Origin of the sequence: Rhizobium sp. PP-F2F-G48 (genome assembly GCF_004342335.1) — a bacterium.
In the GTDB taxonomy this organism is placed as follows: Bacteria; Pseudomonadota; Alphaproteobacteria; order Rhizobiales; family Rhizobiaceae; genus Ferranicluibacter.
Window position 1 is genome coordinate 586,617 of the sequence record NZ_SLVH01000002.1, and the last position, 26,599, is coordinate 613,215.

The following is a 26,599-nucleotide window of genomic DNA, read 5'->3' on the forward strand; positions in this document are numbered from 1 at the left end:
TTAGCCCCGTGATGCCAAACCCTGCTGCCACTGCAGCAGACACCTGGTCGTTACAAACGGCTGGCTGACCTTCGAACCTTGAGAAGTCGAATCGACTTCCTGAACCTTTCCTTTTGGCGGTTGGACGCCCCCCGCCTGACGACGATGGAGACAGTTCCACCATGGTATCCACCCCGGTCATCACCACAACAACCGTCAGCGCCAACGCCTTTGTCGGTTCCCTTGGCATCAATACCAGCGGCGGCTATTATATGGACGCCTACAAGAACTCCAGCCAGACGATATCGAGCCTCAAATACCTTGGCATCGATACGGTGCGGGATTCTCTGGCCGCCTATGGCGAAGCCAAGCCGGTGCTCGATGCCATGGCGGCGGCCGGCATCAAGTTCGACTTCATGACGCGAAAAGGCCTCGTGGCCGAAGGCGCAAGCGGGCTTGCTGCTTATATTGATGTCCTCAAGGCCTTTCAGGCAGCGCATCCCGGCAGCATCATTTCGGTCGAGGGACTGAATGAAGCCAATATCCCCGATGACTACACGGCTGCCTTTACGATGGAAGCGGCGGCCGCTTTCCAGAGGGTGCTCTACACGGCAGTCAAGGGCGCAACAGGCCTCAGCGACGTCGCCGTTCTCAACCTCAGCATCAGCCATGACAGCCTGGAAGCCTACACTGCGCTGGGCGATCTCGGGCAATATTCCGACTATGCCAACGCCCATGCCTATCCCCACACGGGCTCGGTCATCGACAGGAGCATGCAGACTTCGATGGATCTCGCAGGCGCGGCTTCCAGGGGTGATCCGATCATCATCACCGAAACGGGTTACACCACCTACAAACCGGCCGGAGGCATCGGCGCAAGCGAAACGGCACAGGCCAAGCTGATCCTCAACAACCTGCTCAATGCCTACGAGAACGGGTCGCAGCAGACCTACATCTTCATGCTGTTCGACCTGCCGTCGGCTGCCTTCCGCGGCCCGAAGGAAGTCGAGTTCGGCGTCTTCAATGCCGATGGCAGCCCGAAGCTCGCCGCCAACGCGATCCATAATTTCACCACCATTCTTCAGTCCGGCGACGACGGTTCGGCAGCGGCCGGAACCACCATCACCTACAGCCTGAGCAACGCGCCGTCCGAAACCCATGCGATGGCGATGCAGAAGTCCGGCGGCGTCTACGATATCGTGGTCTGGACGGACAAGATTGTCTGGAACGAGGCCACGGGCAAGGACGTCGTCACGGCTGCGACCGAGGTGACCGTCGATCTGGGCAAGGTCGAGGCGCTGGTCTATGTCTATGATCCGCTGACAGGCCTCGAGCCGATCGCCGTCTACCGCAATGTCCAGTCGATCAAGATCCCGCTCAGCGACCACGCGCTGATCATCGAGGTCGGCGCCAGCGGTCCGGTGACGGAGCCGGTGACGACCGTTGCGCCCAACCTGACGATGACGGCGGCCGAGCTGGTCGCCAGGATCGATACACTTGCCGGCGCCACCGGCCTCCAGTCGATCACGCTGTCGGACAGCGCCGTTCTCAAGGTCTCTTCCATCGAGACGATGAAGTACATGATCGCGACCTACGGCGCTTTTCTGTCGAAAGTGCAGGGCGACGTCACCTTCTCGGTCAGCTTCGAACAGCAGACCTGGCGAAAGGTCCAGACCTTCGACGAGGCGGGCAATCTTCTGACCCGGACCGAATACGGCCTGTCGAGCGGCACGGTGGTCAGCGAAAACAAGATCTTCGCCGATGGCGGCTTCGAATACACGGCCTTCGGCATCAAAGGCAAAAGCTACGTCACCGAAACGCAGGTCGTGAACGCCGGGGGCAAACTGATCGACCTCATCCGCAAGCATGCCGACGGAACGCTCGACTTCCGCCAGACCGTCAACGCCGACGGCAGCAAGGTGTATCTCTCCTACGATGCCAAGGGCGCGCTGGTGAGCGACGTGACGGTCGGGGTCAATGGATCGCGCTTGGCTCTGACCTACGACCCGGCGACGTCGAAACTCACGCAGAGCAAAATCGAGTACAGCGACGGAACGTTCGACGTCAAAAATTTCGTCAATGGTGTCCTCACCAACGAGACGATCAAGCATGCGGACGGAACCATCGACTACACGAGCTTCAACAAGACCGGATTGTCCTATACGACCGAACACCAGACCATCGGCGCAGCCGGCAACATCCTGCTGATCGAGCGTCTGCATGCGGACGGAACCTATGATTACAAGGAAGTCCGCCATCTCGATGGCTCAAAGGAAATCTCGTCCTACGATGCCGCGGGCAAGATCTCGACCCATGTCACGCTGGCGAGTGACGGCTCCCGCACGGTCGAGACGTTTCTGAAGGATGGCACCGGCAACGTCCGCACCGACGCCTATGACAGCGCCGTCAAGCTGTTGCTGGCGGATATCCGCCATCAGGACGGCTCGCACGCGATTACGGTCGCTGCAAACGAGCAGACCTTCCATGGCGGCACCGGCAACGACACGATTCAGTTCGGCAACACCATCAAGGGCATCTTCGACTTTGACGGCGGCAACGACACGCTCTCGAGCTTTAACGTCACGCCGGGCACGCAGGACCGGATCCTTCTCGACGCCAACTGGGCGACGGCGATGAGCGACCTGCACCTGAACCAGAGCGGAAACGACACCGTCATCTCCTTCGATAACGGCCACAGCATTACACTCCTCGGCATTTCCGTCGGCAGCGTGGGAGCCGGAAACTTCCTGTTCGTCTGAGGAACAGACATCTGAAAGCGCCGGGCGATGGCCGGATACCGGTCGCAAAATGGTCATCGGTACGGGCTTCGGAGGAGCCCGTACCGATATCGCCGCCGCGATCGAAGGCGATCTTTCGCGACATGGCCAAGGGGTTTCCCGATGGACCGATGGCGAATCGTCCGATCGATAAAAGTTGAACTATCCGCCTAAACCTTTCTTTCTGGCGCTCGGGTACCGTCTCCTCAAACGACGATGGAGACAGTCCCAACATGGCATCCACCCCGATCATCACCACGAAAACCGTCAGCGCCAACGCCTTTGTCGGCTCCATTGGCATCAATACCAGCGGCGGCTACTATATGGATGCCTACAAGAACTCCAGCCAGACCATATCGAGCCTCAAATATCTCGGCATCGATACGGTGCGGGATTCTCTGTCCGCCTATGGCCAGGCCAAGCCGGTTCTCGACGCCATGGCGGCGGCCGGCATCAAGTTCGACTTCATGACGCCGGGCGAGCTCGTCGCCCGCGGTTCGGCCGGGCTTGCAGCCTATGTCGATGTCCTCAAGGCGTTTCAGGCAGCGCACCCGGGCAGCATCATTTCCGTCGAGGGACTGAACGAAGCCAATATCGCTGGCGCGCATATCGGCGCCTTCACCATGGAAGCGGCAGCCGCCTTCCAGAAAGCGCTCTACACGGCGGTCAAGGGCGCATCCGGCCTCAGCGACGTCTCCGTTCTCAACCTGAGCATCAGCCATGACAGCCTGGAAGCCTACAAGGCGCTGGGCGATCTCGGCAAATATTCCGACTACGCCAATGCCCATGCCTATCCGCACACGGGCTCGGTCATCGACGATAGCATGCAGAATTCGATGGATCTGGCGGGCGGAGCCTCCAAGGGCGATCCGATCGTCGTCACCGAAACGGGTTACACCACCTACACAGGGGCCGGCGGCATCGGCGCGAGCGAAACGGCGCAGGCCAAGCTGATCCTCAACAACCTGCTCAACGCCTACGAGAACGGGTCGCAGCAGACCTATATCTACATGCTGTTCGATGTGCCGTCGGCTGCCTTCCGGGGCCTGAAGGAAGTCGAGTTCGGCGTCTTCAATGCCGATGGCAGCCCGAAGCTCGCCGCCAACGCGATCCACAATTTTACCACCATTCTTCAGTCCGGCGACGACGGTTCGGCAGCGGCCGGGACCACCATCAACTACAGCCTGAGCAACGCGCCGTCCGAAACCCATGCGATGGCAATGCAGAAGTCCGGCGGCGTCTACGATATCGTGGTCTGGACGGACAAGATCGTCTGGAACGAAACCACGGGCAAGGACGTCGTCACGCCAACGACCGACGTCACGGTCAATCTCGGCAAGGTCGAGGCGCTGGTCTACGTCTATGATCCGCTGAAGGGCATCGAGCCGATCGCCGTCTACCGCAATGTCCAGTCGATCAAGATCCCGCTCAGCGACCACGCGCTGATCATCGAGGTCGGCGCCAAGGGTCCGGTGACGGAGCCGGTGACGACCGTTGCGCCCAACCTGACGATGACGGCGGCCGAGCTGGTTGCCAGTATCGATACGCTTGCCGTTTCCAACGGGCTCCAGTCGATCACGCTGTCGGACAGCGCCGTTCTCAAGGTGTCGTCGCTCGAGACGATGAAGCATATGGTCGCCACCTACGGCGCCGTCCTGTCGAAGGTGAAAGGCGACTTCACCTTCTCGGTCAGCTTCGAACAGCAGACCTGGAGAAAGGTCCAGACCTTCGACGAGGCGGGCAAGCTTCTGACCCGGACCGACTATGGCCTGTCGGGCGGCAAGGTGGTCAGCGAATGCAAGGTGTCCGCCGACGGCGGCTTTGAGTACACCGCTTTCGGCGTGAAAGGGAAAAGCTTCACCGTCGAGACGCAGGTGGTCAACGCAAAGGGCCAGATCGTCGATCTCATCCGGAAGCATGCCGACAACACGATGGACTCCCGCGAAACGCTGAACGCCGACGGCACGAAGAAGTACCTCTACTTCGACGCAAAGGGCGTACTGCGCGACGATGTCACGACGGGGACCGATGGGTCCAAGGTCTCCCTGAGTTACGATACGGCCACGGGGAAACTTGCCCGAAACATCGTGCTCGACAAGGACGGCAGCCTGACCACGACCACCTACAAGGCCGGCATCAAATCCAAGGTCGAGTCCGTGACGAAAGCCGGGGTCAAGGAAGTCGTCACCTTCGACACGGCCACCGGCAAAATGCTGACGGACTCGATCAAGAACGTCGATGGAAGCTCGGTGATCAAGGTTTACGTCAACGGTGCCCTCTCCGCCCAGTATGATCTGAACCGCGACGGCAGCCAGAAGAACTGGCTCTACGACATCAAGGGCCGGAACTGGACGAGCGAAATCCAGGTGACCGACACGAAGGGTAAAGTGATCGATCTCATCCGCAAGCATGCCGACGGAACGCTCGACTCCCGCGAAACGCTGAACGCTGACGGCACCAAGAAGTATCTGTACTATGATGCCAAGGGTGTTCTCCGCGACGACGTCACCGTCGGCGCCAATGGTTCGAACGTCACGCTCAGCTACGATACCGCGACAGGCAAGATCGCCCGCAACATCACGTTGGACAAGGATGGCAACCTCGTCACGACCAAGTATATTGCCGGCATCAAGTCCACTGTCGAGACCACGCTCAAATCCGGCTTCCGGGAAACGGTCACCTTCGACACGGCCACCGGCAAGACGGTGACGGACGCGATCAAGAACGTCGATGGAAGCTCCGTGCTCAAGGTCTTCGTCAATGGCATCCAGTCGGCCATGTACGAACGGGGTCCCGACGGAAGCCAGACCAACACGCTTTCCAACATCGCCGGCAAGTCCTGGACGACGGAAATTCAGGTCGTCAATCCGAAGGGCCAGATCGTCGATCTCATCCGCAAGCATGCGGACGGGACGTTCGACTCCCGCGAAACGCTCGGCGCGGACGGTACCAAGAAATATCTGTACTACGACGCCAAAGGCGTGCTGCGCGACGACGTGACGGTTGCAACCGACGGTTCGCGGGTTACCCTGAACTACGATACGGCGACGAAGATGATCGCCTACAACTTCACGCTCGACAAGGACGGCAACCTGACCACGACAGGCTACAAGGCCGGTATCAAGGCCACGGTCGATACCGTCCTGAAGTCGGGATGGAAGGAAACCGTCACGTTCGACACCAAGACCGGAAAGATGCTCACGGACTCGGTCCGGAATGTCGATGGCAGCTCTGTCGTCAAGGTCTATGTCAACGGCGCTCTGTCCGCCCAGTACGAGGTGAACCGCGACGGAAGTCAGACCAACACGCTGTCCAACATCACAGGCAAGTCCTGGACGACGGAAATCCAGGTCGTCAATGCGAAGGGCCAGATCGTCGATCTCATCCGCAAGCATGCCGATGGAACGTTCGATTCCCGCGAGACAGTCAATTCCGACGGCACCAAGGACTATCTCTACTACAATGCGAAGGGCGTGTTGCTGAACGACGTGACGGTTGGCACCAACGGCTCGCGCACCACCCTGACCTATGATGCTGCGACATCGAAACTCGCACAGAGCATGATCGAAAACGGTGACGGCACCCTGGAGGTCAAGAAATTCGTCAATGGCGTCCTGACCAACCAGACCGTCAAGAATGCAGACGGAACCATCGATTATACGAGTTTCAACAAGACCGGACTGTCCTACACGACCGAGCATCAGACCATCGACAAGGGCGGGAACATCCTGCTGATCGAGCGCCTGCATGCGGATGGGTCCTATGACTACAAGGAGGTTCGCCACCTCGACGGCTCCAAGGAGATCTCGTCCTACGATGCCGCAGGCCAGATCTCGACCCGCGTCTCACTGGCCGCCGACGCGTCCCGCACGGTCGAAACCTTCCTGAAGGACGGGACGGGCAATGTGCGCACCGACGCCTACGACAGTGCCATCAAATTGCTGCTGGCGGATATCCGCCACCAGGACGGCTCGCACGCCCTCACCGTCTATGCGAACGGGCAGTCGTTCCATGGTGGCGCCGGCAACGATACCATCCAGTTCCGTGACACGATCAAGGGCAACTTTGCGTTCGACGGCGGCCGCGACACGCTGACCAGCTTCAACGTGACGGCGGGCTCGCAGGACCAGATCGTCCTGGACGATCACTGGGCGGCGTCCATGGCAGACCTGCACATGAGCCAGAGCGGCAAGGATACCGTCATTTCCTTCGACAACGGCCACAGCATCACGCTCGAAGGCATCGCCGTCGGGAGCGTGACCTCCGGCAACTTCCTGTTCGTCTGAGCGGCGGCGACACGAGGACGCGGCTGGTAATCCCTGGCACGGGGCCCTGCCCGCACCACTTCGGCGTCACGGTGTCGTGGCGCCGGGGCGGCGTCTCCTGCCGGTCCGACAGCCGTCGGCTCAACTATCCGTCGGCTCAACTATCCAGGGGCTGCTGTGGCAAGGTTGCGGGCAGTGGCTGCGCCGCAACCTCATCTACGGCCTGCTCGGCCTTCTTGATCAGGATTCTGGCGGGAACCCCGATGGCCGTCGCATCGTCCGGCACATCCTTCAAGACGACGGAGTTGGCGCCGACCAGGGAATTTCTGCCAAGCGTGATAGCGCCCAGAACAGCGGCGCCGGCGAAGATCTTCGCCCGGTCTCCCACGACCGCATCCCGCAGGCTCGCAGGCGACGTCCGGCCGATCGTCACGTTCTGCAGGATCGTGACATTCCGCCCGATCTCCGCTGCGCCGATGACGATGCCGAACGGATGCGGCGTGTAGAGACCGCCGCCGACCTTGGCCGCCATGGCCAGTTCGGAACTGAAGCACAGGCATGTCGCCCACCACAGAATACGGCGAAGCAAGCGGCCGATCAGCGGGATCCGCACGACGATTTCCTGAAGGCGTCTCGAAAAGACGAACTGAAATCCGGGGGTCAGGAGGAACATGCGCAAGGTGAAGCCTGCCGTGACCCCGCGCTTTTCGCCCTCCGCGAAGATGCGCAAGTCGGCCTTTATCTTCTGGAATGGCGTTTCATGAGCATCCATCAAGGGTCTCCACGCGGCTCGCGTTCGGTTATGACGTCGCGGTACGACGTGTCGGACAATACAACGGTCATTCGGGAATGTGATGTGACCACCGACCCGATGATATTATGCAGTTTGCAGTGCAACATAAACCTGATATCAAATCCGCAGGACGTTTCAAGCGGGGATGGACTTATTCTGGACACGCCAGACGTTCAGCGATAGGCCGCGGCCCTCGCACAGAGACACTGAATTTAGAGAATGCTAGCACCTGATGGAATGAGCTGCTTTTTGTAGGCCTCCAGGGCTTGGAAAAGCCATAAACTGTCTTATTCCCGGGTTAGTGTGATTTGTTACGGCCAGCAATCTGGCTTCGGTTTCCCCCGGCTTGGCGCGGTAGCTCCGTTTCCGATGCCCGGATCGGGAAACGACAGCAACGAGGTACGACATTGCAAGTCCACAATAGTGATTTCGTCGGGCATTTCCAGAACGAGAAGACCGGCGGCAATCAGTTCGATGTGCTCGATATCGAATGGATGCTGGGCATTGCCCGGCGCCAATGGCGCGTGGTCGCCGCTGCCGCGTTTTTGGCTGCGCTTGCAGGCTTGCTCTATGTCATGACGGCTGTGCCGCTTTACACGGCCGACATCAGCGTTCTCCTCGACGCCGAGAAGAACCAGTTGGTCGAAGAGCTTTCGATGTCGGGCGCCGGCCTCGAGGATGAAACGGCGCTCCTCAGCCAGATCGAAGTCCTGACGTCGGAGACGATCGGCCTTGCTGTCGTCGACAAGCTGAAACTGGGCGAAGATCCGATCTTCATGGCCGAGCCACGCTCGATCCTCGGCACGGTTCTGGCCCCCGTCCGCGCCTTGATGAACATCCCGAAGTGGTTCGCCTCCAATCAGGTCGAAGACGACGCCCAGGCGCGACGCGCTCAGGCACAGCTGATTCTCTCCCGCAATATGTCGGTCGACCGGGTGGGCAAAACCTATGTGCTGCGCATCGGCTATACCTCTCCCTCGCCGCAGATGGCAGCGAGGATCGCCAACGCAATCGGCGACGCCTATGTCGTTGACAAGCTGAACTCCAAATACGAGTCGACCCGCCGCGCCAGCGCCTGGCTTCAGGAGCGTATCGTCGAACTTCGCCAGAAGGCGCTGGAGACCGACCTTGCGGTTCAGAAGTTCCGCACCGCGAACGGACTGGTCTCCACGGGCTCCCAGCTGGTTTCCGATCAGCAGCTCTCCGAGCTGAACACCGCGCTGATCACCGCCCAGGCCGAAACGGCCAAGGCCAGGGCACGTCTCGACCGTATCCAGAGCATCGTCTCCTCCGGCCAGTCCGACGCCATCGTGACGGACGTGCTCGACAGCTCGGTCTCGACGGAACTGCGCAAGAAATATCTGGACTCGGCCAAGCTCGAAGGCGAGATTTCCAAGAAGCTCGGTCCAAACCACGTGCAGGCCGTCCGTCTTCGTGCCGAGATGGCGGAATACAAGCGTTTGATGTTTGAAGAAGTGAACCGCATCGCCGAGAGCTATCGAAGCGAGGTCGATGTGGCGGCTGCGCGCGAGAAGAGCCTGCAGGACAGCGTGTCCAAGGCGACCAATATCAGCGCGACGGCCAATGAGACCCAAGTTCAGCTGCGCGAACTTGAACGGGAATCCGACACGTATCGCACCTTGTACCAGACGTTCCTGCAGCGCTATCAGGAAGCCGTCCAGCAGCAGTCCTTCCCCGTGACGGAAGCGCGCATCATTTCCAGCGCCTCAGCGCCGGAGAAGGCAAGCTTTCCTCGCAAGCCTTTGGTTCTCGCGCTCTTCGTCGTCATGGGTGCGGCTGCAGGCACGGGTGTCGGCGCCTTCCGCGAATTCCGCGATCGGTTCTTCCGCACGGGAGATCAGGTGCGCGATATTCTGAAACAGGAATATCTCGGCGCAGCGCCGCTCGTGATCGAGTCGAAGCAGCCGCGCAACGCGCTGCAGGTCGGCGAGGTCAATCCAAGGCTGATCAACAAGCAGAGTTCAATTTCGGATTACGTCCTCGACAATCCCCTCTCCGCTTTCGCCGAAACGTTGCGGAGCGCGAAAATCGCTGCGGATCTGTCGATCCTGAGCAACAAGTGCAAGGTCATCGGGATCGTGTCGACCCTGCCGGGAGAAGGCAAGTCCACCGTATCGACGAATTTTGCCGAGCTTCTGGCGAGCCAGGGCAACCGGACGGTGCTGATCGACGCCGACCTTCGAAACCCGGGAACGACCCGCATGCTGGCCCGTCATGCCCAGGCTGGCATTCTGGAGATCCTTCTGGACGACAAGGCCCCTCAGGACGTCCTTCTGTCGAACCCGCGGACCAAGCTTGCGTTCCTTCCGGCCGTGATCAAGCATCGCGTGCCCCATTCCTCGGAATTGCTGATCTCGCCGGCGATGCGCGGCCTCATCGCGAAACTGTCCCAGCATTTCGACTACATCATCGTCGATCTTCCGCCGATCGGACCGGTCGTCGATGCCCGCGCCATGGCCAGCACGATCATCGACGGCTTCATCTATGTGGTGGAATGGGGCCAGACCGCGCGTCGGGTCGTTCGTCATACGTTGAACACCGAGCCGCAAATCGCCTCGAAATGCCTCGGCGTGATCCTCAACAAGGTCGATAACGAGAAGATGAAGCTCTACCGGTCCTACGGATCGAGCGAGTATTATCATTCGCGCTATTCGCAGTACTATCAGGAAGGCTGATCGAGCGGTCCACACCGGAGGCGCTCGAAGCCCCTCCGGTGGTGCTTGTTCGGTATCGCCCTTTACGTCCCTCCGTCCTTGCAGGCTTCCGCGCTCGAACGTTGGTGAGCCCATTTAGTTTATCAGCGATCGGGCAGAGCTGCGGACACCGGCTCCCACGTCTCCCGGACCGGCGCTGAAACGTCCTCCTCGTCACGGGTTGACGGAAACGTTCAGCCGCCGGCACGCTCAGGCGCCTCTCAGCCCTTCATTTTCCAGAATGCCAGTGTCTGATGGCAAGCGCAGTGGGTTCTCGCTCGCGCTCGTTTGCACCGGCCCGTTCTTCTTCAGGCAAATCGTCGTGACGGGACCGAGGACGGCGGCAAAGAACGTTGCGAAGCCAGGGATCTGGAGCGAAAAATCGAAGGCGGCATGCGCTGCAACGAGCAGGGTTGCACAGAACCCGGCCGCGACGAGATAGGAGCGGCTCTTCCTCCCTGCAAAGCCTTTCCAGAATATTCGCCCGATCACCCCTGCCGACGCGATCAGCGCGATCGGGAAGAAGATCCCGAGCGCGAGCAGACCTTCCAGATAGAAGTTATGGGCCTTGTCCCAGATCCCGTGAACGCCGCAGGCGGGTTCGCGGTAGGCGGGGTAGACTTCCTGAAAACTCGTCAAGCCGGCGCCTTTCGGCCAATGATCCGCCGTCGCCGACCAGATGGCATGGACGGCACAAAAGCGCGGATCGAAGGCACCGCTTTCCTCAAAACGCTGCTGCACCCGGCTGCTCAGCACCGAGAACACCAGAAGCGGGATCCAGACGAGAACGGCAGCAATGCCAAGTCTCCGGGCGGTCCTCTTCCACCCGGCCCGGCGTCTGCGCCTCGGGGGCCGATAGCGAGCGCCGAAGGTGAGGAGCAGGATCAAGCAGACGAGCGAGACGAAGGTTATGACGGTTGCTGCGCGGGAATTCGTCAGGAACTCGGCGGCGAGCGCAACGAGAAAGAGACCCCCGAACGCGCCCGCCGCGGCAACTTCCTTCGGCTGTTCCAGCCGACCGCCGACATTGAGAAGACTCAAAAGCCTGTATCGGTCAATCTTGGTTGCCGCATGCACGGCCAGCGCGAGCAGCATGATCGAGGCGACACCGAAGAACGTCCCCGCCGTGTTGCGGTTGACGAAGGGGCCCGTCAGACTGTCGCGATAGAAGAGTTTCGGCTGCAAGAGAAGGACGTCGGGCGTCATCGCAAACTGGAGCACGCCGATGATCGCCACGACGCCGCCGAGGGTCGCGACGACCTTGAAGGCGCGCACGGCCCTCTCCTCCCGATCGAACAGAACGAGAGAGGCCATGAACACGGAAATCGGCAGGGCCGCCTTGAGCAGGCCGAGCATGGTGTCTCCCGACGAGACGGAACCCGAGGCTTGCGCCTCCGGCGCCAGGGTTTGGACAGGCTGCCAAAGCCCTTCCTCCACCGGGCTTGCAGGCCAGGGCAAGGTCTGCACCCAGGACCAGACCGACAGCGCAAGCAGCAGGCCGAGCGCGAACCAGAAGGGTTTGCGCCCGGTCGATGGTTCGCCCTGCGTCAGAAAGGCGAGAATGAGGACCATGCAGGCCAGAGCACTGGCAAGGCTGAGGGAAAGCGCGGTATTCGCACCGTAGGACATCACCGCAAACACGAGGACGCACCAGTAGCCGAGCGTAACCGCCTGTCGTGAAAAGCGCAGCAGGCCGTTATCCGCCCGAGCCGGCTCCAAGTCATTCCGTCTCGCCGACGGCCGTCGATTCATTCTTCTCTGCACGTCAGAGCACCTCGCAGACATCGTTGAAAATCCGCACCGCACTCAACCTCCCCGTCATGTAGGCGCCGGTGTCAATTCCGATGCGCTTGTTACCAAACACCGGTTCCATCGTCATCGTATGGCCATGCACCACGGTCAGCGGGCTTCCGGACCCTTCCGACAGAAAGGGTTCGCGTATCCACATCAGATCGTGATCCGTCTGCTGCTGGATCGGCAATCCCGGCTTGATCCCGGCATGGACGAACAGGAATTTGCCGACTTTGAGGGAAATGTAGAGTTTATCGAGAAACGCCAGATGTTGTTCCGGAATGCGCTCCTTCATGATTGCGCGCAGTCCGGCCATGTCCTTCCTTCGGCCGAGGTAGCGCCCGATATCGATGGAGTAGGATTTCAGCGTTTCCTCTCCCCCCATCTCTAGCCAATTAAGATGTCTTGCGGGATTGCGAAAAAATCTCAAGAACATGTCGTCATGATTTCCACAGAGCGGCAGCCGTCGGAATTCGTTCGGCGGCGCTTGGCAAAGATGATCGAGTACCGCCGCAGACTGCGGGCCGCGATCAACGTAATCTCCAAGGTAGATAATAATCCCAAACCGTTGCCGAACCCGAACATCCTCGCGAATTTGAGCTTCGATCGCGTGCAACTCTCTGAGACAACCATGCACGTCGCCCACTGCATAAAGAGAATATCGCTTTTCGATCCCATCCAGGTTCAGACGTCCCCTTTTCTGCCGTGAAAGCGCCGGGTTCGATTTGCGAAAACCGAATGTATGTAATAAAGACTTCATCGAAAGTGTATTCTCTCTGCGGACTCGTGAGACCTAAGGTAAGTTTATTCTAAAGGGCTCTGGCGATGTGGATTCTTAAAGCCCACAAATCAAACGTAATCGGGGCAATGTTTTGAGATATGTCATCATCTGGTAATAGGAATCCCGTGAAGGCCGTCCTTATCCCTATACTTGTTGCAGCTCGGCAACACTTGCGACGGTATTTCACTTCTCCACATCCATCCTTGCTGTGTGTAATAGCTTATTAATGCACAATTCGTAATGGTCTGTTATGGTCCGTCTATCTACGGAGAATGAAATTGCCCTATCGAAACACGTATATTTTATCAATGATGGCATCTGTAGCGTTGACGGGGTGCACGTCCACGCCCAGCTCCGGACCTTCCGAACGGGATATCACCTCGCAGGCCGCCATTCGGGTCAGTGCGGCGCCCAAGCAGGGGCACAAGCGCGTCGCCAATGTCGACTACGCCCTGGTCGATATCACAACCGCGGTCATCGCGAATGTTGCGACGGCGGTCAATTCTTCGCTTCAGGGCAGCTTCGGCGGAGGCAGGGGCGGTGCCCCGTCGCTGCCGCTCGGTGTGGGCGACGTCGTGCGCGTTTCGATTTTTGAATCCCAGGCCGGCGGATTGTTCATTCCGGCGGATGCCGGTGCGCGTTCCGGGAACTTCGTGAACCTGCCGGACCAGACGATCGACCGGAACGGCACGATCAGCGTTCCCTATGCGGGACGGGTCCAGGCTGCCGGTCGCTCGGTCGATGCCGTGCAGGCCGATCTGGAGAATGCGCTCGCCAACCGCGCGATCGAGCCTCAGGTCGTCATCACGAAGGTCACCAGCATTTCGGCACAGGCCGCGGTCCTCGGCGACGTCAAGGACCCTGCGAAGATCGAGCTGACGGAAGCCGGCGACCGCATCCTCGACGTCCTCTCCCGCGCAGGCGGCTTGAGCACGCCGGGTGAAGAAACCTATGTGACGCTGCAGCGCCGCGGGCGTACGGCCACCATTCTTTACAACCACCTGATCAACACGCCGAGCGAGAACATCTTCATCGCGCCCGGCGATACCGTCATCGTCGACCGCGAGCGCCGGACCTTCCTGGCATTCGGCGCGTCCGGCGAAAACGGTCGCTTCGACTTCGAAGAATCGAACCTCACCATGGGTGAAGCCCTCGGCAAGGCCGGCGGTCTCCTGGACGGCCGCGCGAACCCGGGCCAGGTTCTCCTCTACCGCGTCGTCGGCAAGGAGTTCCTGAGAAGTCTCGGCGCCGATGTCTCGCGCTATCCGAGCGACAAGGTTCCCGTCATCTTCCGGGCCAATCTGCGTGATCCCTCGTCCTTCTTCCTCATCCAGAAGTTCCCGATGCAGGACAAGGATATCCTGTACGTCACGAACGCGGACTCGGTCGAAGTCATCAAGTTCCTCGACATCCTGAATTCTGTGACGTCGACGGCTTCGGGTGTGAGCTCCGATGTCGTCAATACACGTGATGCAGGAAAGGCGCTCTAATCGGTTAAAACGGGAGCCGGCTTAACGATGTTGAATGCTTTCTAAAAAGTTAACAACAAACAGTTGCATCAGCTGGCGTTCCGTGAGATCAAAAAGACAACGTTTCTTGTGAGGAGCTTGCTATGGCCGCTTATATTTCTACTTACAAAAGCAGGTACTTTCTTTCGGTCGCTGTGATCGCAAGCCTCTCAGCCGGCAGCGCTTTTGCGCAGGATACGGCAGCAGGCGCGACAGCGCCGTCCGTGCCTGCACCGGCCGTCACATCTTCGCAACCGAGTGTTGCACCAACGGGTTCGGGCGCAGCTCCGGTCGTGCCTGTGGCGCAGCCGGCTGCACCTGCGGCACCGACGGCGACACCTCCCGTGACCGTGGCGGCGACGACACCGGAAGCACCGGAGACGGTTTCCTGCCTCCTGCCTCCGGCCAAGTTGACGGACGAGAAGGTTTCGGAGTTCACCGACGACCCGTCAGCGCTTCTGCAGGGCACCGAATCCGGCGGCATGGTCCTGTCCAGCCGCGTCAACGGTCTTGTGGGATCCAGCTCGACGACGCTCGACAAAGTCGTGGCTCTGTCGGCAGCGGCAAATAAGGCACAGGTTCTGGCCATCGGTCAGGGACTGGCCCGCGCTGCGACGATCTGCGCCAAGGCAAGCCCGCCTTATGCAGCCATGATCCAGGCGAAGGTTGCCGAGATGAACAGCGAAGCGCTCAGCCTTGCCTTCGTCGCGGGTCTCTCCGAAGTTCAGACGGCTTCGGTGAGCAATGGTGCCGGCGGCGCATCGAGTGGCGCTTCGGGTATCGGCGGCAATGGCGCGGCTGGCGGTGGCGCCGGCGCATCCGGTGATGACTCCATCCCGACGACCTCGGGATCGTTCGACGGCAACGGTCAGGGCTCGCCCTTCAGCTCTTCCTCGAGCAGGACGACCCGGCTTCTGACAAGCCCGAACTGATTTTTCAAGAGTCTTGAAATCTGAGAACGCCGGACGTTTTTTCAAACGTGCGGCGTTTTTTATTTTGAACCGGCATTTTTTTAAACGGGGCGTTTTCAAGAGCCCTTTTGCAAGACGGGTATTCAGGCATGACGACGAGGACGCCGAGAGCAAGAATGGGCTTTCCGCTCAAGATGCTCTTGTTTGTCCCCGTGCCATTGCTGTTTCTGGCCGGCTCCATTGCGCAATTGCAGACCACGGTTCGCTCCTACGACCTGCTCTACGCCGCGCAACTCATCGAAGACGGCAAGCCGGTCAGCGCCGACTATATCGAGACCTTGCTGGACAAGATGGACGCTGTGGACATCCCCTGTCGCTATGACGTCGTCACGGCCGTGATGACGACGCGGTTCTACACGCTGGACCGGCTGAACACCGCATCGACAGACCCCGCCAAATGGCAGAAGGCGCTTGTCCAGGCCGGCGCGTTTGCGACGCGTGGGTTGACCTGTTTTCCCACAGACGGCGGCCTGTGGCTTCGTCTGGCGGTCGTCCGCTGGGCCAGTGATGCCTCCACGGCCGATATTGCCACGGCGATGATGCGGTCGCAGCAGCTCTCGCCGGTGGAAACCACGACGCTGATCGGCCGCATCGATATGTGGAACAGGATGTCGCGCGTTGCGATCAAGGCGGCCGAGCCGGCGGCAAGAGCCGACATCGTCGCCTACGACGCCTATTTCAAAGCCATGAAGCCCAAGGTCCTGCTGTCGCCCAGTCCCGCCCTGCAGGAGCTGATCGCCTCGACCGGGATCGACCTTCCGAAGAACTGAGACGCGGGACGCTCTCCGCCACGCCAAGCGGGGCGTGCGCTTGCAGTTTCACGCGGGGTCCGCGAAGAGGGTCGTCACGACCTTCCCCGCCTCCCCTTCCTGCGCCTCCCCTTCCTGCGCTAGTGGCGCAGACGTCTCGGCTGCTCGAACCCGAACACAGAAAAACCGCAGCCGACCCTTCGATCGCTGCGGTTTCGTGATTTTCGGATCGACCGGATGGGGTCGATGAGTGGGGTCGATCAGAAGCCCGTGCCACCGCGAAGTTCGGACCATGCCGTCTTCACGATGATGTTCACGTCCATCCAGAAGGTGAAGTTGTGAACGTAATAGATGTCGCAGGCGATGCGCGCGCGGGCCTTGACCGGGTCCGTGGTCGGGCCGCGGAGGCCGCGAACCTGTGCGAGTCCGGTCAGGCCGGGCTTGACCATGTGGCGGTTATGGTAGTGCGGCACCAGATCCTCATAGAGACGATCCGCAGCCAGCATGCCGATGGCGTGGCAACGCGGGCCAACCAGAGACATCTGGCCGAGAAGAACGTTCAGGAGCTGCGGCAGCTCATCAATGCTCGTCTTGCGCAGAATGGCGCCGAGGCGCGTGATCCGTGGATCGTTCTTCGTGGTCTGTGCGACGCCGGTGGTGTCGCAGAGGTCCGTCCGCATGCTCCGGAACTTGTAGATCCGGATCCGCTTGCCGTTCACGCCCCAGCGAACCTGGGAGAAGATCGGCGAACCCGGGCTTTCCAGCCGGATCGCGATGCACACAAGCAGGAAGAGCGGGAGCAGGAGCGTCAACGCCGTCAAGGAGACCGCGAAGTCCAGCGCCCGCTTGGCAGCGAAGTGCGCTGCCTTACCGCTCTGCACGTCCGCGACCGAGCCCTTGTTCAGGGCAGCGCGGGAAATCGTTGCTGCATCGGCATAGGTCATCGTACCATAGTCCTTCATGCAGGCCTCCAAAATGTTGCCATCTCATGTTGCATCGCAATATGCCTCATAATCAACCATCTGTCATCGCCAATTAGAGATTCTATTAACTACGGGCAGCTGCCATGCGTCTGGCGCATAGCTCGGTCCTGGCTTTCCAGGTTTTCCGGCGATGTGCGCCCACTCAATCGATCAAAAACATGGTGACCGTGAGGACGATATGCGGCGAATGCATGGAAAGACGCGTTTGAGGTGTGAGATGCGTAAAATCTTCTCGTTTTGCTTCAGGCAGATTTCACCAAGCCCTTGAGAAGATTGACGGACAGTTGGCGGATTAACGGCTCCGTAGGGTCGAAACCGTAGCCTCGGCTCAACACAGGAGGCACATATGTCCTTGCGATTTAAGAGCTTGTCCGCCGCATTCGGTATTTCGATCGCCCTCTGGGCCGTCCTCATTCAGGGTGGACTCGCCCTCTACCAGACCGCAACAGCGGGAAGCCTGAGCGAAACGGCCATGATGGATTCGACGGCGAAATCGCCGGACGGATCGTCGGATGCGGTCCGATTCTGACCGCATTCGACGGCCTATCGAGAGGGCCGGCGCCTGGTCGGCCCCGCTCGGCTTGAGATCGACGCCGACGGTCGAAACCGTCGGCCATCGGCCATCAATCGTTAGTCCGCCCCGAACAGATCGCGCGTGTAGACCTTCTCCGCGACATCGGCGAGATCGGCCGTGTTGCGGTTGGCGACGATCACGTCGCAGGTCGACTTGAAGACCGAGAGGTCCGAGATCAGGGGCGACTTGAAGAACTCCGTGCCCGGCAGGGAGGGCTCATAGACGACGACCTCGATGCCCTTGGCCTTCAGGCGCTTCATGATGCCCTGAATGGACGAATCGCGAAAATTGTCGGATCCCGTCTTCATCACGAGGCGATAGATGCCGACCCGCTTGGGATCGCGCCGCAGGATGCTGTCGGCGATGAAGTCCTTGCGGACCGTGTTGGCCGTGACAATGGCACCGATCAGCGATTGCGGAACGGCATCGTAGTTCGCCAGGAGCTGCTTGGTGTCCTTGGGCAGGCAATAGCCGCCATAGCCGAAGGACGGATTGTTGTAGTGCGTTCCGATGCGCGGATCGAGCCCGACGCCGTCGATGATCTGGCGGGCATCCAGGCCGTGCATCTCGGAATAGGTGTCCAGCTCGTTGAAATAGGCAACGCGCATGGCGAGGTAGGTGTTGGAGAACAGCTTGATCGCCTCTGCCTCGCTGGAATCGGTCAGAAGGATCTTCACATCCTTCTTGATCGCGCCCTGTAGGAGCAGTTCGGCAAAGATCCGGGCGCGTTCCGACCGCTCGCCCACCACGATGCGCGACGGGTGGAGGTTGTCGTAGAGCGCCTTGCCTTCGCGCAGGAACTCCGGCGAGAAGATGACGGCCTCACGCCCGAGCGATTCCTGCAGCCGTTTCGTGTATCCGACCGGGATCGTCGACTTGATGACGATGACGGCATCCGGATTGACCGACAGCACATCCGCAATCGCGGCTTCGACCGAGCGCGTGTCGAAGTGATTGGTCGCCGTGTCGTAGTTGGTCGGGGTTGCGACCACGACGTAATCGGCGCCGGCATAGGCGTCCGTCTTGTCGCCCGTCGCCCGGAAATTCAGTCCGCGACCCAGATAGTCCGAGACTTCCGCATCAACGATCGGAGACTTCCCGGCATTCAAAAGATTGACCTTGTCGATATTGGTATCGTAGGCAACGACCTCATTGTGCTGCGCCAGCAGCATGGCGTTGGAAATCCCGACGTAGCCGAGACCGGCGACCGCTATTTTCATTGTGAAACCTTCTCTACACAGGAGGAACGAGAGCTCGCCCGACACATTCGCCGTGTCGTAAAGTATCCGGCAGCCAAAATGCTGCAGCGCAGCAAGCCCTAACGCGAAGACGGCCGTTCAACAAGTCACTCGGTCGCGTTTCTGCGCGAGAGACGATCCTCCCAGTTGAGCGCATCCCGAACGATCACGTCGAGATCGTCATATTGCGGCGTCCAGCCGAGTTCCTGCATTGCGAGCGCCGGATTGGCGACGATCATGGCGGGGTCCCCTGCCCGCCGGCCGGCAAATTCGACCGAAAAGTCCGAGCCGTGAACGCGTTTGACCGTGTCGAGCACCTCCAGAACGGAGAACCCGTGCCCATAGCCGCAATTGGCGACGAGCGATCCGCCGCCTGCGCGCATCCGCTGCAGCGCTTTCAAATGCGCCTGGACGAGATCCCACACATGGATGTAATCGCGCACGCAGGTGCCGTCGGGCGTCGGATAGTCCGTTCCGAAGACGTTCATGGAGGCGCGCTTGCCGAGCGCCACGGCGCAGGCGATCTTGATCAGATGCGTCGATGTCTTGGAGGATTGACCAGATCGGCCTTTCGGATCGGCACCGGCGACGTTGAAATAGCGCAGCACGGTATAGGTGAGATCATGGGCCGCGGCGGCATCGCGCAGCATGATCTCCGTCATCAGCTTGGACGAGCCATAGGGCGATTCCGGACGAAGCGGCACCGTTTCGGTCACGGGTTCCAGCACATCCGGCGTGCCGTAGACGGCCGCGGTCGAGGAAAAGACGAAGTGCGGAATGCCGGCCTTCACGACGCTCTCGATCAGGGCACGCGACTTGACGGTGTTGTTCTCGTAATAGCCGAGCGGGTCGCTGACGCTGTCGGGCACGACGATCGAGCCGGCGAAGTGGATCACGGCATCGACGGCGTTTTCGGAGAAAATGCGCGCCAGCAGCGCAGCGTCGGCGATGTCGCCTTCATAAAAGCGCGCTTCGGGCGAGATCGCCCAGCGAAACCCCGTCGAAAGCCGGTCGATGACGACCACCTCCTCGCCCGCTTCCTGCAGAGCCCAAACCATATGGCTGCCGATGTAGCCGCCACCACCCGTTACAAGTACCGCCATGCCATGCCTCTCCGTTGATCTTTGCCGCAGGTATGCAGCGCGCGCCGCCTGCTGACAAGACATCCCGCGAAGCCCGCGAAGGATGACCCGTCCGGCGAACGGTGGATCGCCTTGCCTATTTGCGTTTCGTGGCGCGCAGCAGCGCCTCGCCCAGTGCGCCGGTGGCCGGAGCCTGCGGCTTCTCCTGCTTCATCGGGCGATGGTCCGCCCGCGGCGCCGGAGAGGACGCCGGCCGGCCGCTCGCCTCGCCGCCATCCTTGCGCATTGTGAGGCCGATGCGCTTGCGCGGCACGTCCACCTCCGTCACGCGGACCTTCACCACGTCGCCCGCCTTCACCACCTCATGCGGATCCTTGACGAAGCGGTCGGCGAGTTGCGACACGTGGACCAGCCCGTCCTGATGGACGCCGATATCCACGAAAGCGCCGAAGGCCGCGACATTGGTCACCGTGCCCTCCAGCAGCATTCCGGGTTTCAGGTCCTTGATGTCGTCGATGCCGTCTGCAAACGTCGCCGTCTTGAAGCTCGGGCGAGGGTCGCGGCCGGGCTTCTCCAGTTCCGACAGGATGTCGCGGATGGTCGGCAGGCCGAAGCGGTCGTCCATGAAGACCTTGGGGTCGAGCGACTTCAGGAGCTGCGAGTCGCCCATCACGGTGCGGACATCGCGGCCGCAGGCGGAGATGATCTTTTTCGCGATTCCATAGGCTTCCGGATGGACCGAGGACGCGTCGAGCGGCTCCTTGCCACCGGGGATGCGCAGGAAGCCGGCGCATTGCTCGAAGGTGCGCGCGCCGAGGCGCGGCACGGTCTTCAGCTCCGTGCGGGTCTTGAAGGGGCCGATCGCATCGCGGTGCGCGACGATCGCCTCGGCGGTCGAACGGCTGAGGCCCGAGACGCGCGACAGGAGCGGCGCGGAGGCCGTGTTCAGATCGACACCGACGGCGTTCACCGCATCTTCCACCACGGCATCCAGCGATCGGCTCAGGCGACCCTGATCGACATCGTGCTGGTACTGTCCGACGCCGATCGACTTCGGCTCGATCTTGACGAGTTCGGCCAGCGGGTCCTGCAGCCGGCGGGCGATGGAGACGGCACCGCGCAGGGAAACGTCGAGCGAGGGAAACTCGTCGGCTGCCGCCTGCGAGGCCGAGTAGATCGAGGCGCCGGCCTCGGACACGATGACCTTGGTGGGCTTTGGCCCGCTCAGCGTCGCCAGCATGTCGGCCACCAGCCGCTCGGTCTCGCGACTGCCGGTGCCGTTGCCGATGGAGATCAGCTCCACCTTGTGGCGGGCGACAAGCCTTGCCATCTCGACCTGCGCGCCGCGCACGTCGTTCTTCGGCGGAAACGGATAGACCGTCGTGGTTTCCAGCAGCTTGCCGGTGCCATCGACCACGGCAACCTTGACGCCCGTGCGGATGCCGGGGTCGAGACCCATCGTAGCGCGGGAGCCGGCGGGGGCCGCCAGCAGCAGATCTTTCAGGTTGCGCGCAAAGACGTGGATCGCTTCCTCCTCCGCCCGCTCGCGCAGTTCGCGCATCAGGTCGAGCGACAGCGACGTCGAAAGCTTGACGCGCCAGGTCCAGCGGATGACCTCCATCAGCCATTGGTCACCGGGCAGGCTGCCGAGCTGGAGGGCGGCGGCCATGATGCTTTCGACCGGTTTGACGGGAGACGGATCGGCCTCGTCCACGACGATCTCGACCGAGAGAATCTCCTCGTTCCAGCCGCGCAGCATGGCGAGCGCCCGGTGACCGGGGGCCGTCGCCCAGCGTTCGGAATGGTCGAAATAGTCGGAGAATTTCGCGCCCGCCGCTTCCTTGCCGGCCACGACCTTCGCCCGGAGAAAAGCGCCGCTGCGCATATGGCCGCGCAGCCGGCCGAGCAGGTCGGCATTCTCCACGATGCCTTCGGCAACGATGTCGCGCGCGCCTTCGAGCGCCGCCTTCACATCCGGCACATCCGGAGAGAGAAACGAAGCGGCACGGTCTGCGGGCGGGATGCGACGATCGAGCAGAATGGCGTCGGCCAGCGGTCCGAGCCCCTTCTCGCGGGCGATCTCGGCCTTGGTCCGGCGCTTCGGCTTGTAGGGAAGGTAGATATCCTCAAGCTCCGCCTTGGTCGTGACCGCGGCAATCTTGCGTTCGAGCTCGTCGGTCAACTTGTCCTGGCCGCGGATCGATTCGACGATGGAATTTCGGCGGGCCTCCAGCTCGCGCAGATAGACCAGCCGTTCGGCGAGCGTGCGCAGCTGCGTGTCGTCGAGGCCGCCGGTGACTTCCTTGCGGTAGCGGGCGATGAACGGCACGGTCGCGCCGCCATCCAGCAGCTCCACGGCGGAGACGACCTGGGCCTGCGTCGCCTTGATCTCCTGCGCGATCAGCAGTGCAATCGGCGGAACCGTCCGCGGGGTCGTCTGTGCGGGCTGGGACATGAGGCACGATCTCCTGTTTGCGAGTCGCGCGGACCATAGAGAGATCGGACGGGAACGCCAAGACGCCGAGATGCCAAGCCGAGACGCCAAGCCAAGACGGGGGGAATACGCCTTGAGTCTTCAGCCGCGCCCGGCGATCCCTGCGCTCGGCAATCCGTCCCGCCCGTGGGGGCTTGCGAAATCGAGATCGGGCCCAAGAGGGACGATGCCCGTGGGGTTGATGTGGGCGATGGAGTAGTAGCCGCGCTTGATGTGAACGATCCGCACCGTCTCCGCGACGCCCGGCCACTGGTAGATGTCGCGGAGATAGGCCTGGAGATGCGCATAGTCCGCGATGCGGCGCAGATTGCATTTGAACGCGCCGTGATAGGCGGCGTCGAAGCGCACCAGCGTCACGAAGAGGCGAATATCGGCCTCTGTCAGGTGTTGCCCGGCAATGTAACGATTGTGGGCGAGATGCGCGTCGAGCCGATCCAGCGTCGCGAAGACGGAGGTGACGGCGTCCTCATAGGCGGATTGCGTCCGGGCGAAGCCGGCACGGTAGACGCCGTTGTTGAGCGTGTCGTAGATGACAGCGTTCCAGCGATCGATCTCGGGCCGGAGATGCGCAGGATAGAGATCGCGTCGGTCGCCGGTGATGCCGTCGAAGGCGCCGTTGAGAATGCGCAGGATATCGGCGGACTCATTGTTGACGATCCGCCCCTCTTTCCGGTCCCAGAGAACGGGTACCGAAACCTTGCCGGTAAAGCGCGGGTCGGACGCGGTATAGAGTTCGTGCTGATGGCGGACCGGGCCGACGCGCGGCCCGGCGTCTGCGGGTGGGTCATAGGTCCAGCCGTTGTCGCCGAGTTCCGGCTCGGAAATGGCGACGGGGATGATATCGGTCAGCCCCTTGATGCTGCGCATCATCAGGGTGCGCGACGCCCAGGGACAGATATAGGCGACGAAGAGCTGGAAGCGGCCGGGCTCGGCCGCGAGCGCCGGCTGGCCGTCCGGTCCGGGGCTGCCGTCGGGCGTGATCCAGGTGCGAAAGCTGGTCGGCTCGCGGTGAAAGGCGCCGCCCTTCATCTCGCTGGCGGCGACGTCGCCCTTTTCCCAAACACCGTTCACAAGCTGCGGCATCGCTGTCTCCCTGTCCCTGATTGCTCACAGCAGGTGGCATGGGCGTTCCGGCGGGGCAAGCAGCGCGGGACTGGACGGAGCGTTCACCGATCGGTGCCGTCGCTCCGCCTTTGCCGGTCAGCGGGGGAATTCGAGGCCCATCTCGCGGAAGCGCTCGGGGTCGTCGCCCCAGTTTTCCCGCACCTTCACGAAGAGGAAGAGGTGGACGGGCTGTTCGAGAATCTGGGAGATTTCCTTGCGGGCGGCCATGGAGATCGCCTTGATGGCGTCGCCATTCTTGCCGAGGGCGATCTTCTTCTGGCTCTCGCGCTCGACATAGATGACCTGCTCGATCCGCACCGAACCGTCCTTCTTTTCCTCCCAGCCCTCCGTTTCCACATGCGAGGAATAGGGAAGCTCCTGATGCAGGCGCAGGAACAGCTTTTCGCGGGTGATCTCGGCGGCGAGCTGGCGCATCGGCAGGTCGGAAATCTGGTCTTCCGGATAGTACCAGGGACCTTCCGGCAGGGTTGTCGCCAGATAGTCCATGACATCCTCGCAGCCGGATCCGGTCAGCGCCGAGATCATGAAGGTCCGCTCGAAGGACACGACCTCGTTGGCGGCGGCGGCCAGCTGCAGCAACACGTCGCGGGACACCTGGTCGATCTTGTTCAAGACAAGGATCTTCGGCTGGTGGACCTCCTTCAATCCCTCCAGAATCATCTGCGCATCGCCCTTCAGGCCGCGTTCGCTATCGACCAGCAGCATGATGAAATCCGCGTCCTTGGCACCACCCCAGGCCGTGGTGACCATGGCGCGATCGAGGCGGCGGCGCGGCTTGAAGATGCCGGGCGTATCCATGAACACGATCTGCGCGCGATCGTGGATGGCGATGCCGCGCACGATGGCGCGCGTCGTCTGCACCTTGTGGCTGACGATCGACACCTTGGCCCCGACGAGCCGGTTGACCAGCGTCGACTTGCCGGCATTCGTGGCGCCGATCATGGCGACGAAACCGGAATGCGTCGGTCCGCTGTCCTGAGCGTCCGTTGCGCCATCGGTTTCGACTGCTGCGTCCTGCGCCGTTTCGGCAGGATCCGTGTGATCTTCGGTCATCATATCCGTCAATTCGTTGAGGGCCGGCATGTCTGTCGGCGTGAGTATGAACCGCAATCGCTTCCGCGACCAGAGGCTTGGAAAAGGTTCGTTCTGCGCGGGATCAGGCGCCTATCGTCGGGTGCCCATGATCACGTGTTGGGAGCGGCCCAGACCCGTTCCCGCTCCAGAATGCGGGTCGCGGCGGTCTGTTCGGCAGCGCGTTTCGAGCGGTCGATGCCGGTTTCGGGCGCAACGCCGGGGATGATCACCGTCACCGTGAAGCGCGGATCGTGATCAGGACCGGAACGATCGTCCACGCGATATTGCGGCGCGACGCCGAATTTCGCATGCGACCATTCCTGCAACTCGGTCTTGGCGTCCCTGCGGGCGCCATCGGCCCGCGTCGCGCGTGCCTTCCAGTGCTTGAGCACAAAGCCCCGCGCGGCTTCCAGCCCGCCATCGAGATAGATCGCGGCGATCAGGGCCTCGACCACATCGGCGCGGATGTTCAGCACATGCTTGCCGGACAGTTTCTGGACGTCGGCCCCGGCGCGGATGAAGCGATGAAGCTCGATCTCGTCGGAGATGGCGGCACAGCTTTCGGCGCTGACGAGCTGGTTCAGCCGCACCGACAATTCGCCTTCGTTCGCGGTCTTGAAGGTCTGGAACAGAAGCTCCGCGACGCAGAGACCGAGGACCCGGTCGCCGAGAAATTCCAGCCGCTCATAATCCGAGCCGCCGGAATTGCGCGCGCTCGAATGCGTCAGCGCGCGGTCGAGCCTGACCTTGTCAATAAAGACGTAGCCGAGCGTTTCCTCCAGGCGTTCGCGCTCCTGCGGCCCGAGATCGCGCGGCTTCATTACTTCAGGACCTTGAACAGTCGGTCGTAGCGCAGGTTTGCCGGCCACTTCCAGATTTCCAGGAAGGACGTGTCGTGACCGAGCGAGAAGAAGATGAGGCTGGCGCGACCCACGAGATTTTCCGCGGGCACGTAGCCGACGTCGAAGCGGCTGTCGGCCGAATTGTCGCGGTTGTCGCCCATCATGAAGTAGTGACCCTCGGGCACCACGAACTCGCGCGTGTTGTCGCCTCGCGTATCGGGGAACTGGTCCAGCGTGTTGAAGCTGACACCGTTGTCGAGCGTTTCCCGGTAGACCGGCACGTCGGCGCCGGTGTCGTACTGGTCATCGGCCCGGAAGACGCCGGCGGGCGAGCGGGCGACTTCCGTGTCGTTGACGTAGAGAATGGAGTTGCGCACCTGCACCCGGTCGCCGGGCAGGCCGATGACGCGCTTGATGTAGTCGATCTCGGGATTGGGCGGGAAACGGAAGACGGCGATGTCGCCACGCTTCGGGTCACTGCCGAAAATGCGGCCGCTGAACAGGTCGGGCGAGCGCGGCAGCGAGTATTTCGAATAGCCGTAGGCGAACTTGTTGACGAAGATGTAGTCGCCCACGAGCAGCGTCGGCATCATCGAGCCGGAGGGGATGGTGAAGGGCTGGAAGAGTACGGTGCGGATCACCAGGGCCAGAAGCAGGGCCTGGATGATGACCTTCACATTCTCCCAGAGGCCGCTGTCCTTCTTTGCGATTTTTTCTTCCACGCCCGTCCATCCTTGTTTGCCGCTGACCGGCGCCTGTTGTCGTCCGAATGCCGTTGGTCTGCAGGGGTCCGTCAAGCGCGTGCCGCCAAGCTTGCGCCATCTGGCTCAAGTGCCCGCGCGAAAGCGCGCAGCGTCAT

At 61.4% G+C, this 26,599-nt stretch carries 18 protein-coding genes; 7 read left to right on the forward strand and 11 right to left on the reverse strand.

Annotated features, from left to right (window positions below; genetic code table 11):
- Positions 1-161 precede the first annotated feature (161 nt).
- Together C8J36_RS07380 and C8J36_RS07385 are read left to right on the forward strand one after the other, a co-directional pair.
- On the forward strand, positions 162-2,738 hold the full coding sequence (locus tag C8J36_RS07380) for a hypothetical protein (RefSeq protein ID WP_132533743.1): 2,577 nt from the start codon (positions 162-164) through the stop codon (positions 2,736-2,738).
- A 251-nt stretch (positions 2,739-2,989) separates the two neighbouring features.
- Positions 2,990-7,042: a hypothetical protein gene (locus tag C8J36_RS07385; RefSeq protein WP_132533745.1), complete on the forward strand. Its 4,053-nt coding sequence runs from the start codon at positions 2,990-2,992 to the stop codon at positions 7,040-7,042.
- A 136-nt stretch (positions 7,043-7,178) separates the two neighbouring features.
- Here C8J36_RS07385 and C8J36_RS07390 read toward each other — a convergent pair whose 3' ends face one another.
- The gene (locus tag C8J36_RS07390; protein WP_132533747.1) at positions 7,179-7,793 is read right to left on the reverse strand and encodes a hypothetical protein; all 615 of its coding nucleotides are present in this window, start codon (positions 7,791-7,793) and stop codon (positions 7,179-7,181) included.
- A gap of 497 nt (positions 7,794-8,290) precedes the next feature.
- Here C8J36_RS07390 and C8J36_RS07395 point away from each other — a divergent pair, with 497 nt between their 5' ends.
- The gene (locus C8J36_RS07395; RefSeq protein WP_277995962.1) at positions 8,291-10,510 is read left to right on the forward strand and encodes a polysaccharide biosynthesis tyrosine autokinase; all 2,220 of its coding nucleotides are present in this window, start codon (positions 8,291-8,293) and stop codon (positions 10,508-10,510) included.
- A 228-nt stretch (positions 10,511-10,738) separates the two neighbouring features.
- Here C8J36_RS07395 and C8J36_RS07400 read toward each other — a convergent pair whose 3' ends face one another.
- The gene (locus tag C8J36_RS07400) at positions 10,739-12,247 is read right to left on the reverse strand and encodes an O-antigen ligase family protein (RefSeq protein ID WP_165914984.1); all 1,509 of its coding nucleotides are present in this window, start codon (positions 12,245-12,247) and stop codon (positions 10,739-10,741) included.
- Between the two features lie 46 nt (positions 12,248-12,293).
- Positions 12,294-13,079 carry a metallophosphoesterase gene (locus C8J36_RS07405; protein WP_082477105.1) on the reverse strand — a complete coding sequence of 262 codons (786 nt, stop codon included), beginning with the start codon at positions 13,077-13,079 and terminating at the stop codon, positions 12,294-12,296.
- Positions 13,080-13,408: 329 nt separating this feature from the next.
- On the opposite strand from C8J36_RS07405, the gene C8J36_RS07410 reads away from it, so the two are divergent.
- The 3 genes from C8J36_RS07410 (at position 13,409) to C8J36_RS07420 (ending at position 16,349) form a co-directional block, all read left to right on the forward strand.
- Positions 13,409-14,590: a polysaccharide biosynthesis/export family protein gene (locus C8J36_RS07410; protein ID WP_244481199.1), complete on the forward strand. Its 1,182-nt coding sequence runs from the start codon at positions 13,409-13,411 to the stop codon at positions 14,588-14,590.
- Positions 14,591-14,952: 362 nt separating this feature from the next.
- Entirely contained in the window at positions 14,953-15,540 is a 588-nt protein-coding gene (locus tag C8J36_RS07415; protein ID WP_062594768.1) for a hypothetical protein, read from the forward strand.
- A gap of 155 nt (positions 15,541-15,695) precedes the next feature.
- Positions 15,696-16,349, forward strand: a complete 654-nt coding sequence (locus C8J36_RS07420) for a hypothetical protein (protein ID WP_132533751.1) — start codon at positions 15,696-15,698, stop codon at positions 16,347-16,349.
- A gap of 239 nt (positions 16,350-16,588) precedes the next feature.
- Here the strand turns inward: C8J36_RS07420 and C8J36_RS07425 are convergent, their stop codons facing one another.
- Positions 16,589-17,290: a sugar transferase gene (locus C8J36_RS07425; RefSeq protein ID WP_132533753.1), complete on the reverse strand. Its 702-nt coding sequence runs from the start codon at positions 17,288-17,290 to the stop codon at positions 16,589-16,591.
- Between the two features lie 367 nt (positions 17,291-17,657).
- Here C8J36_RS07425 and C8J36_RS07430 point away from each other — a divergent pair, with 367 nt between their 5' ends.
- Positions 17,658-17,840, forward strand: a complete 183-nt coding sequence (locus C8J36_RS07430; RefSeq protein ID WP_132533755.1) for a hypothetical protein — start codon at positions 17,658-17,660, stop codon at positions 17,838-17,840.
- Between the two features lie 101 nt (positions 17,841-17,941).
- On the opposite strand, the gene C8J36_RS07435 is transcribed toward C8J36_RS07430, so the two are convergent.
- From C8J36_RS07435 to lepB, 7 genes are all read right to left on the reverse strand, one after another.
- Positions 17,942-19,105 carry a nucleotide sugar dehydrogenase gene (locus C8J36_RS07435; RefSeq protein ID WP_132533757.1) on the reverse strand — a complete coding sequence of 388 codons (1,164 nt, stop codon included), beginning with the start codon at positions 19,103-19,105 and terminating at the stop codon, positions 17,942-17,944.
- Positions 19,106-19,230: 125 nt separating this feature from the next.
- Positions 19,231-20,226 carry a UDP-glucose 4-epimerase GalE gene (gene galE, locus C8J36_RS07440; RefSeq protein WP_132533759.1) on the reverse strand — a complete coding sequence of 332 codons (996 nt, stop codon included), beginning with the start codon at positions 20,224-20,226 and terminating at the stop codon, positions 19,231-19,233.
- Between the two features lie 115 nt (positions 20,227-20,341).
- Complete coding sequence (locus tag C8J36_RS07445; RefSeq protein WP_132533761.1) at positions 20,342-22,660, reverse strand: Tex family protein; 2,319 nt, start codon at positions 22,658-22,660, stop codon at positions 20,342-20,344.
- A 120-nt stretch (positions 22,661-22,780) separates the two neighbouring features.
- Complete coding sequence (locus C8J36_RS07450) at positions 22,781-23,782, reverse strand: glutathione S-transferase family protein (protein ID WP_132533763.1); 1,002 nt, start codon at positions 23,780-23,782, stop codon at positions 22,781-22,783.
- Positions 23,783-23,899: 117 nt separating this feature from the next.
- A complete protein-coding gene (gene era, locus C8J36_RS07455; RefSeq protein ID WP_132533975.1) occupies positions 23,900-24,877 on the reverse strand; it encodes a GTPase Era in 978 nt (325 codons plus the stop codon).
- Between the two features lie 131 nt (positions 24,878-25,008).
- Positions 25,009-25,719: a ribonuclease III gene (gene rnc, locus C8J36_RS07460; protein WP_062594762.1), complete on the reverse strand. Its 711-nt coding sequence runs from the start codon at positions 25,717-25,719 to the stop codon at positions 25,009-25,011.
- Positions 25,719-26,462 (reverse strand): signal peptidase I, encoded by a 744-nt coding sequence (gene lepB, locus C8J36_RS07465; RefSeq protein WP_062594761.1) that lies wholly within the window; start codon positions 26,460-26,462, stop codon positions 25,719-25,721. The genes rnc and lepB overlap by 1 nt, the downstream gene beginning before the upstream one ends.
- Positions 26,463-26,599: the final 137 nt, after the last annotated feature.

What these genes read in the sequence shown, in the direction of transcription:
- C8J36_RS07380 (WP_132533743.1), top strand. Translation starts at nt 162, where the DNA reads ATGGTATCCACCCCGGTCATCACCACAACAACCGTCAGCGCCAACGCC.
- C8J36_RS07385 (WP_132533745.1), top strand. Translation starts at nt 2,990, where the DNA reads ATGGCATCCACCCCGATCATCACCACGAAAACCGTCAGCGCCAACGCC.
- C8J36_RS07390 (WP_132533747.1), bottom strand. Translation starts at nt 7,793, where the DNA reads ATGGATGCTCATGAAACGCCATTCCAGAAGATAAAGGCCGACTTGCGC.
- C8J36_RS07405 (WP_082477105.1), bottom strand. Translation starts at nt 13,079, where the DNA reads ATGAAGTCTTTATTACATACATTCGGTTTTCGCAAATCGAACCCGGCG.
- C8J36_RS07410 (WP_244481199.1), top strand. Translation starts at nt 13,409, where the DNA reads ATGATGGCATCTGTAGCGTTGACGGGGTGCACGTCCACGCCCAGCTCC.
- C8J36_RS07420 (WP_132533751.1), top strand. Translation starts at nt 15,696, where the DNA reads ATGGGCTTTCCGCTCAAGATGCTCTTGTTTGTCCCCGTGCCATTGCTG.
- C8J36_RS07425 (WP_132533753.1), bottom strand. Translation starts at nt 17,290, where the DNA reads ATGAAGGACTATGGTACGATGACCTATGCCGATGCAGCAACGATTTCC.
- C8J36_RS07430 (WP_132533755.1), top strand. Translation starts at nt 17,658, where the DNA reads ATGTCCTTGCGATTTAAGAGCTTGTCCGCCGCATTCGGTATTTCGATC.
- C8J36_RS07435 (WP_132533757.1), bottom strand. Translation starts at nt 19,105, where the DNA reads ATGAAAATAGCGGTCGCCGGTCTCGGCTACGTCGGGATTTCCAACGCC.
- galE (WP_132533759.1), bottom strand. Translation starts at nt 20,226, where the DNA reads ATGGCGGTACTTGTAACGGGTGGTGGCGGCTACATCGGCAGCCATATG.
- C8J36_RS07445 (WP_132533761.1), bottom strand. Translation starts at nt 22,660, where the DNA reads ATGTCCCAGCCCGCACAGACGACCCCGCGGACGGTTCCGCCGATTGCA.
- C8J36_RS07450 (WP_132533763.1), bottom strand. Translation starts at nt 23,782, where the DNA reads ATGCCGCAGCTTGTGAACGGTGTTTGGGAAAAGGGCGACGTCGCCGCC.
- era (WP_132533975.1), bottom strand. Translation starts at nt 24,877, where the DNA reads ATGACCGAAGATCACACGGATCCTGCCGAAACGGCGCAGGACGCAGCA.
- rnc (WP_062594762.1), bottom strand. Translation starts at nt 25,719, where the DNA reads ATGAAGCCGCGCGATCTCGGGCCGCAGGAGCGCGAACGCCTGGAGGAA.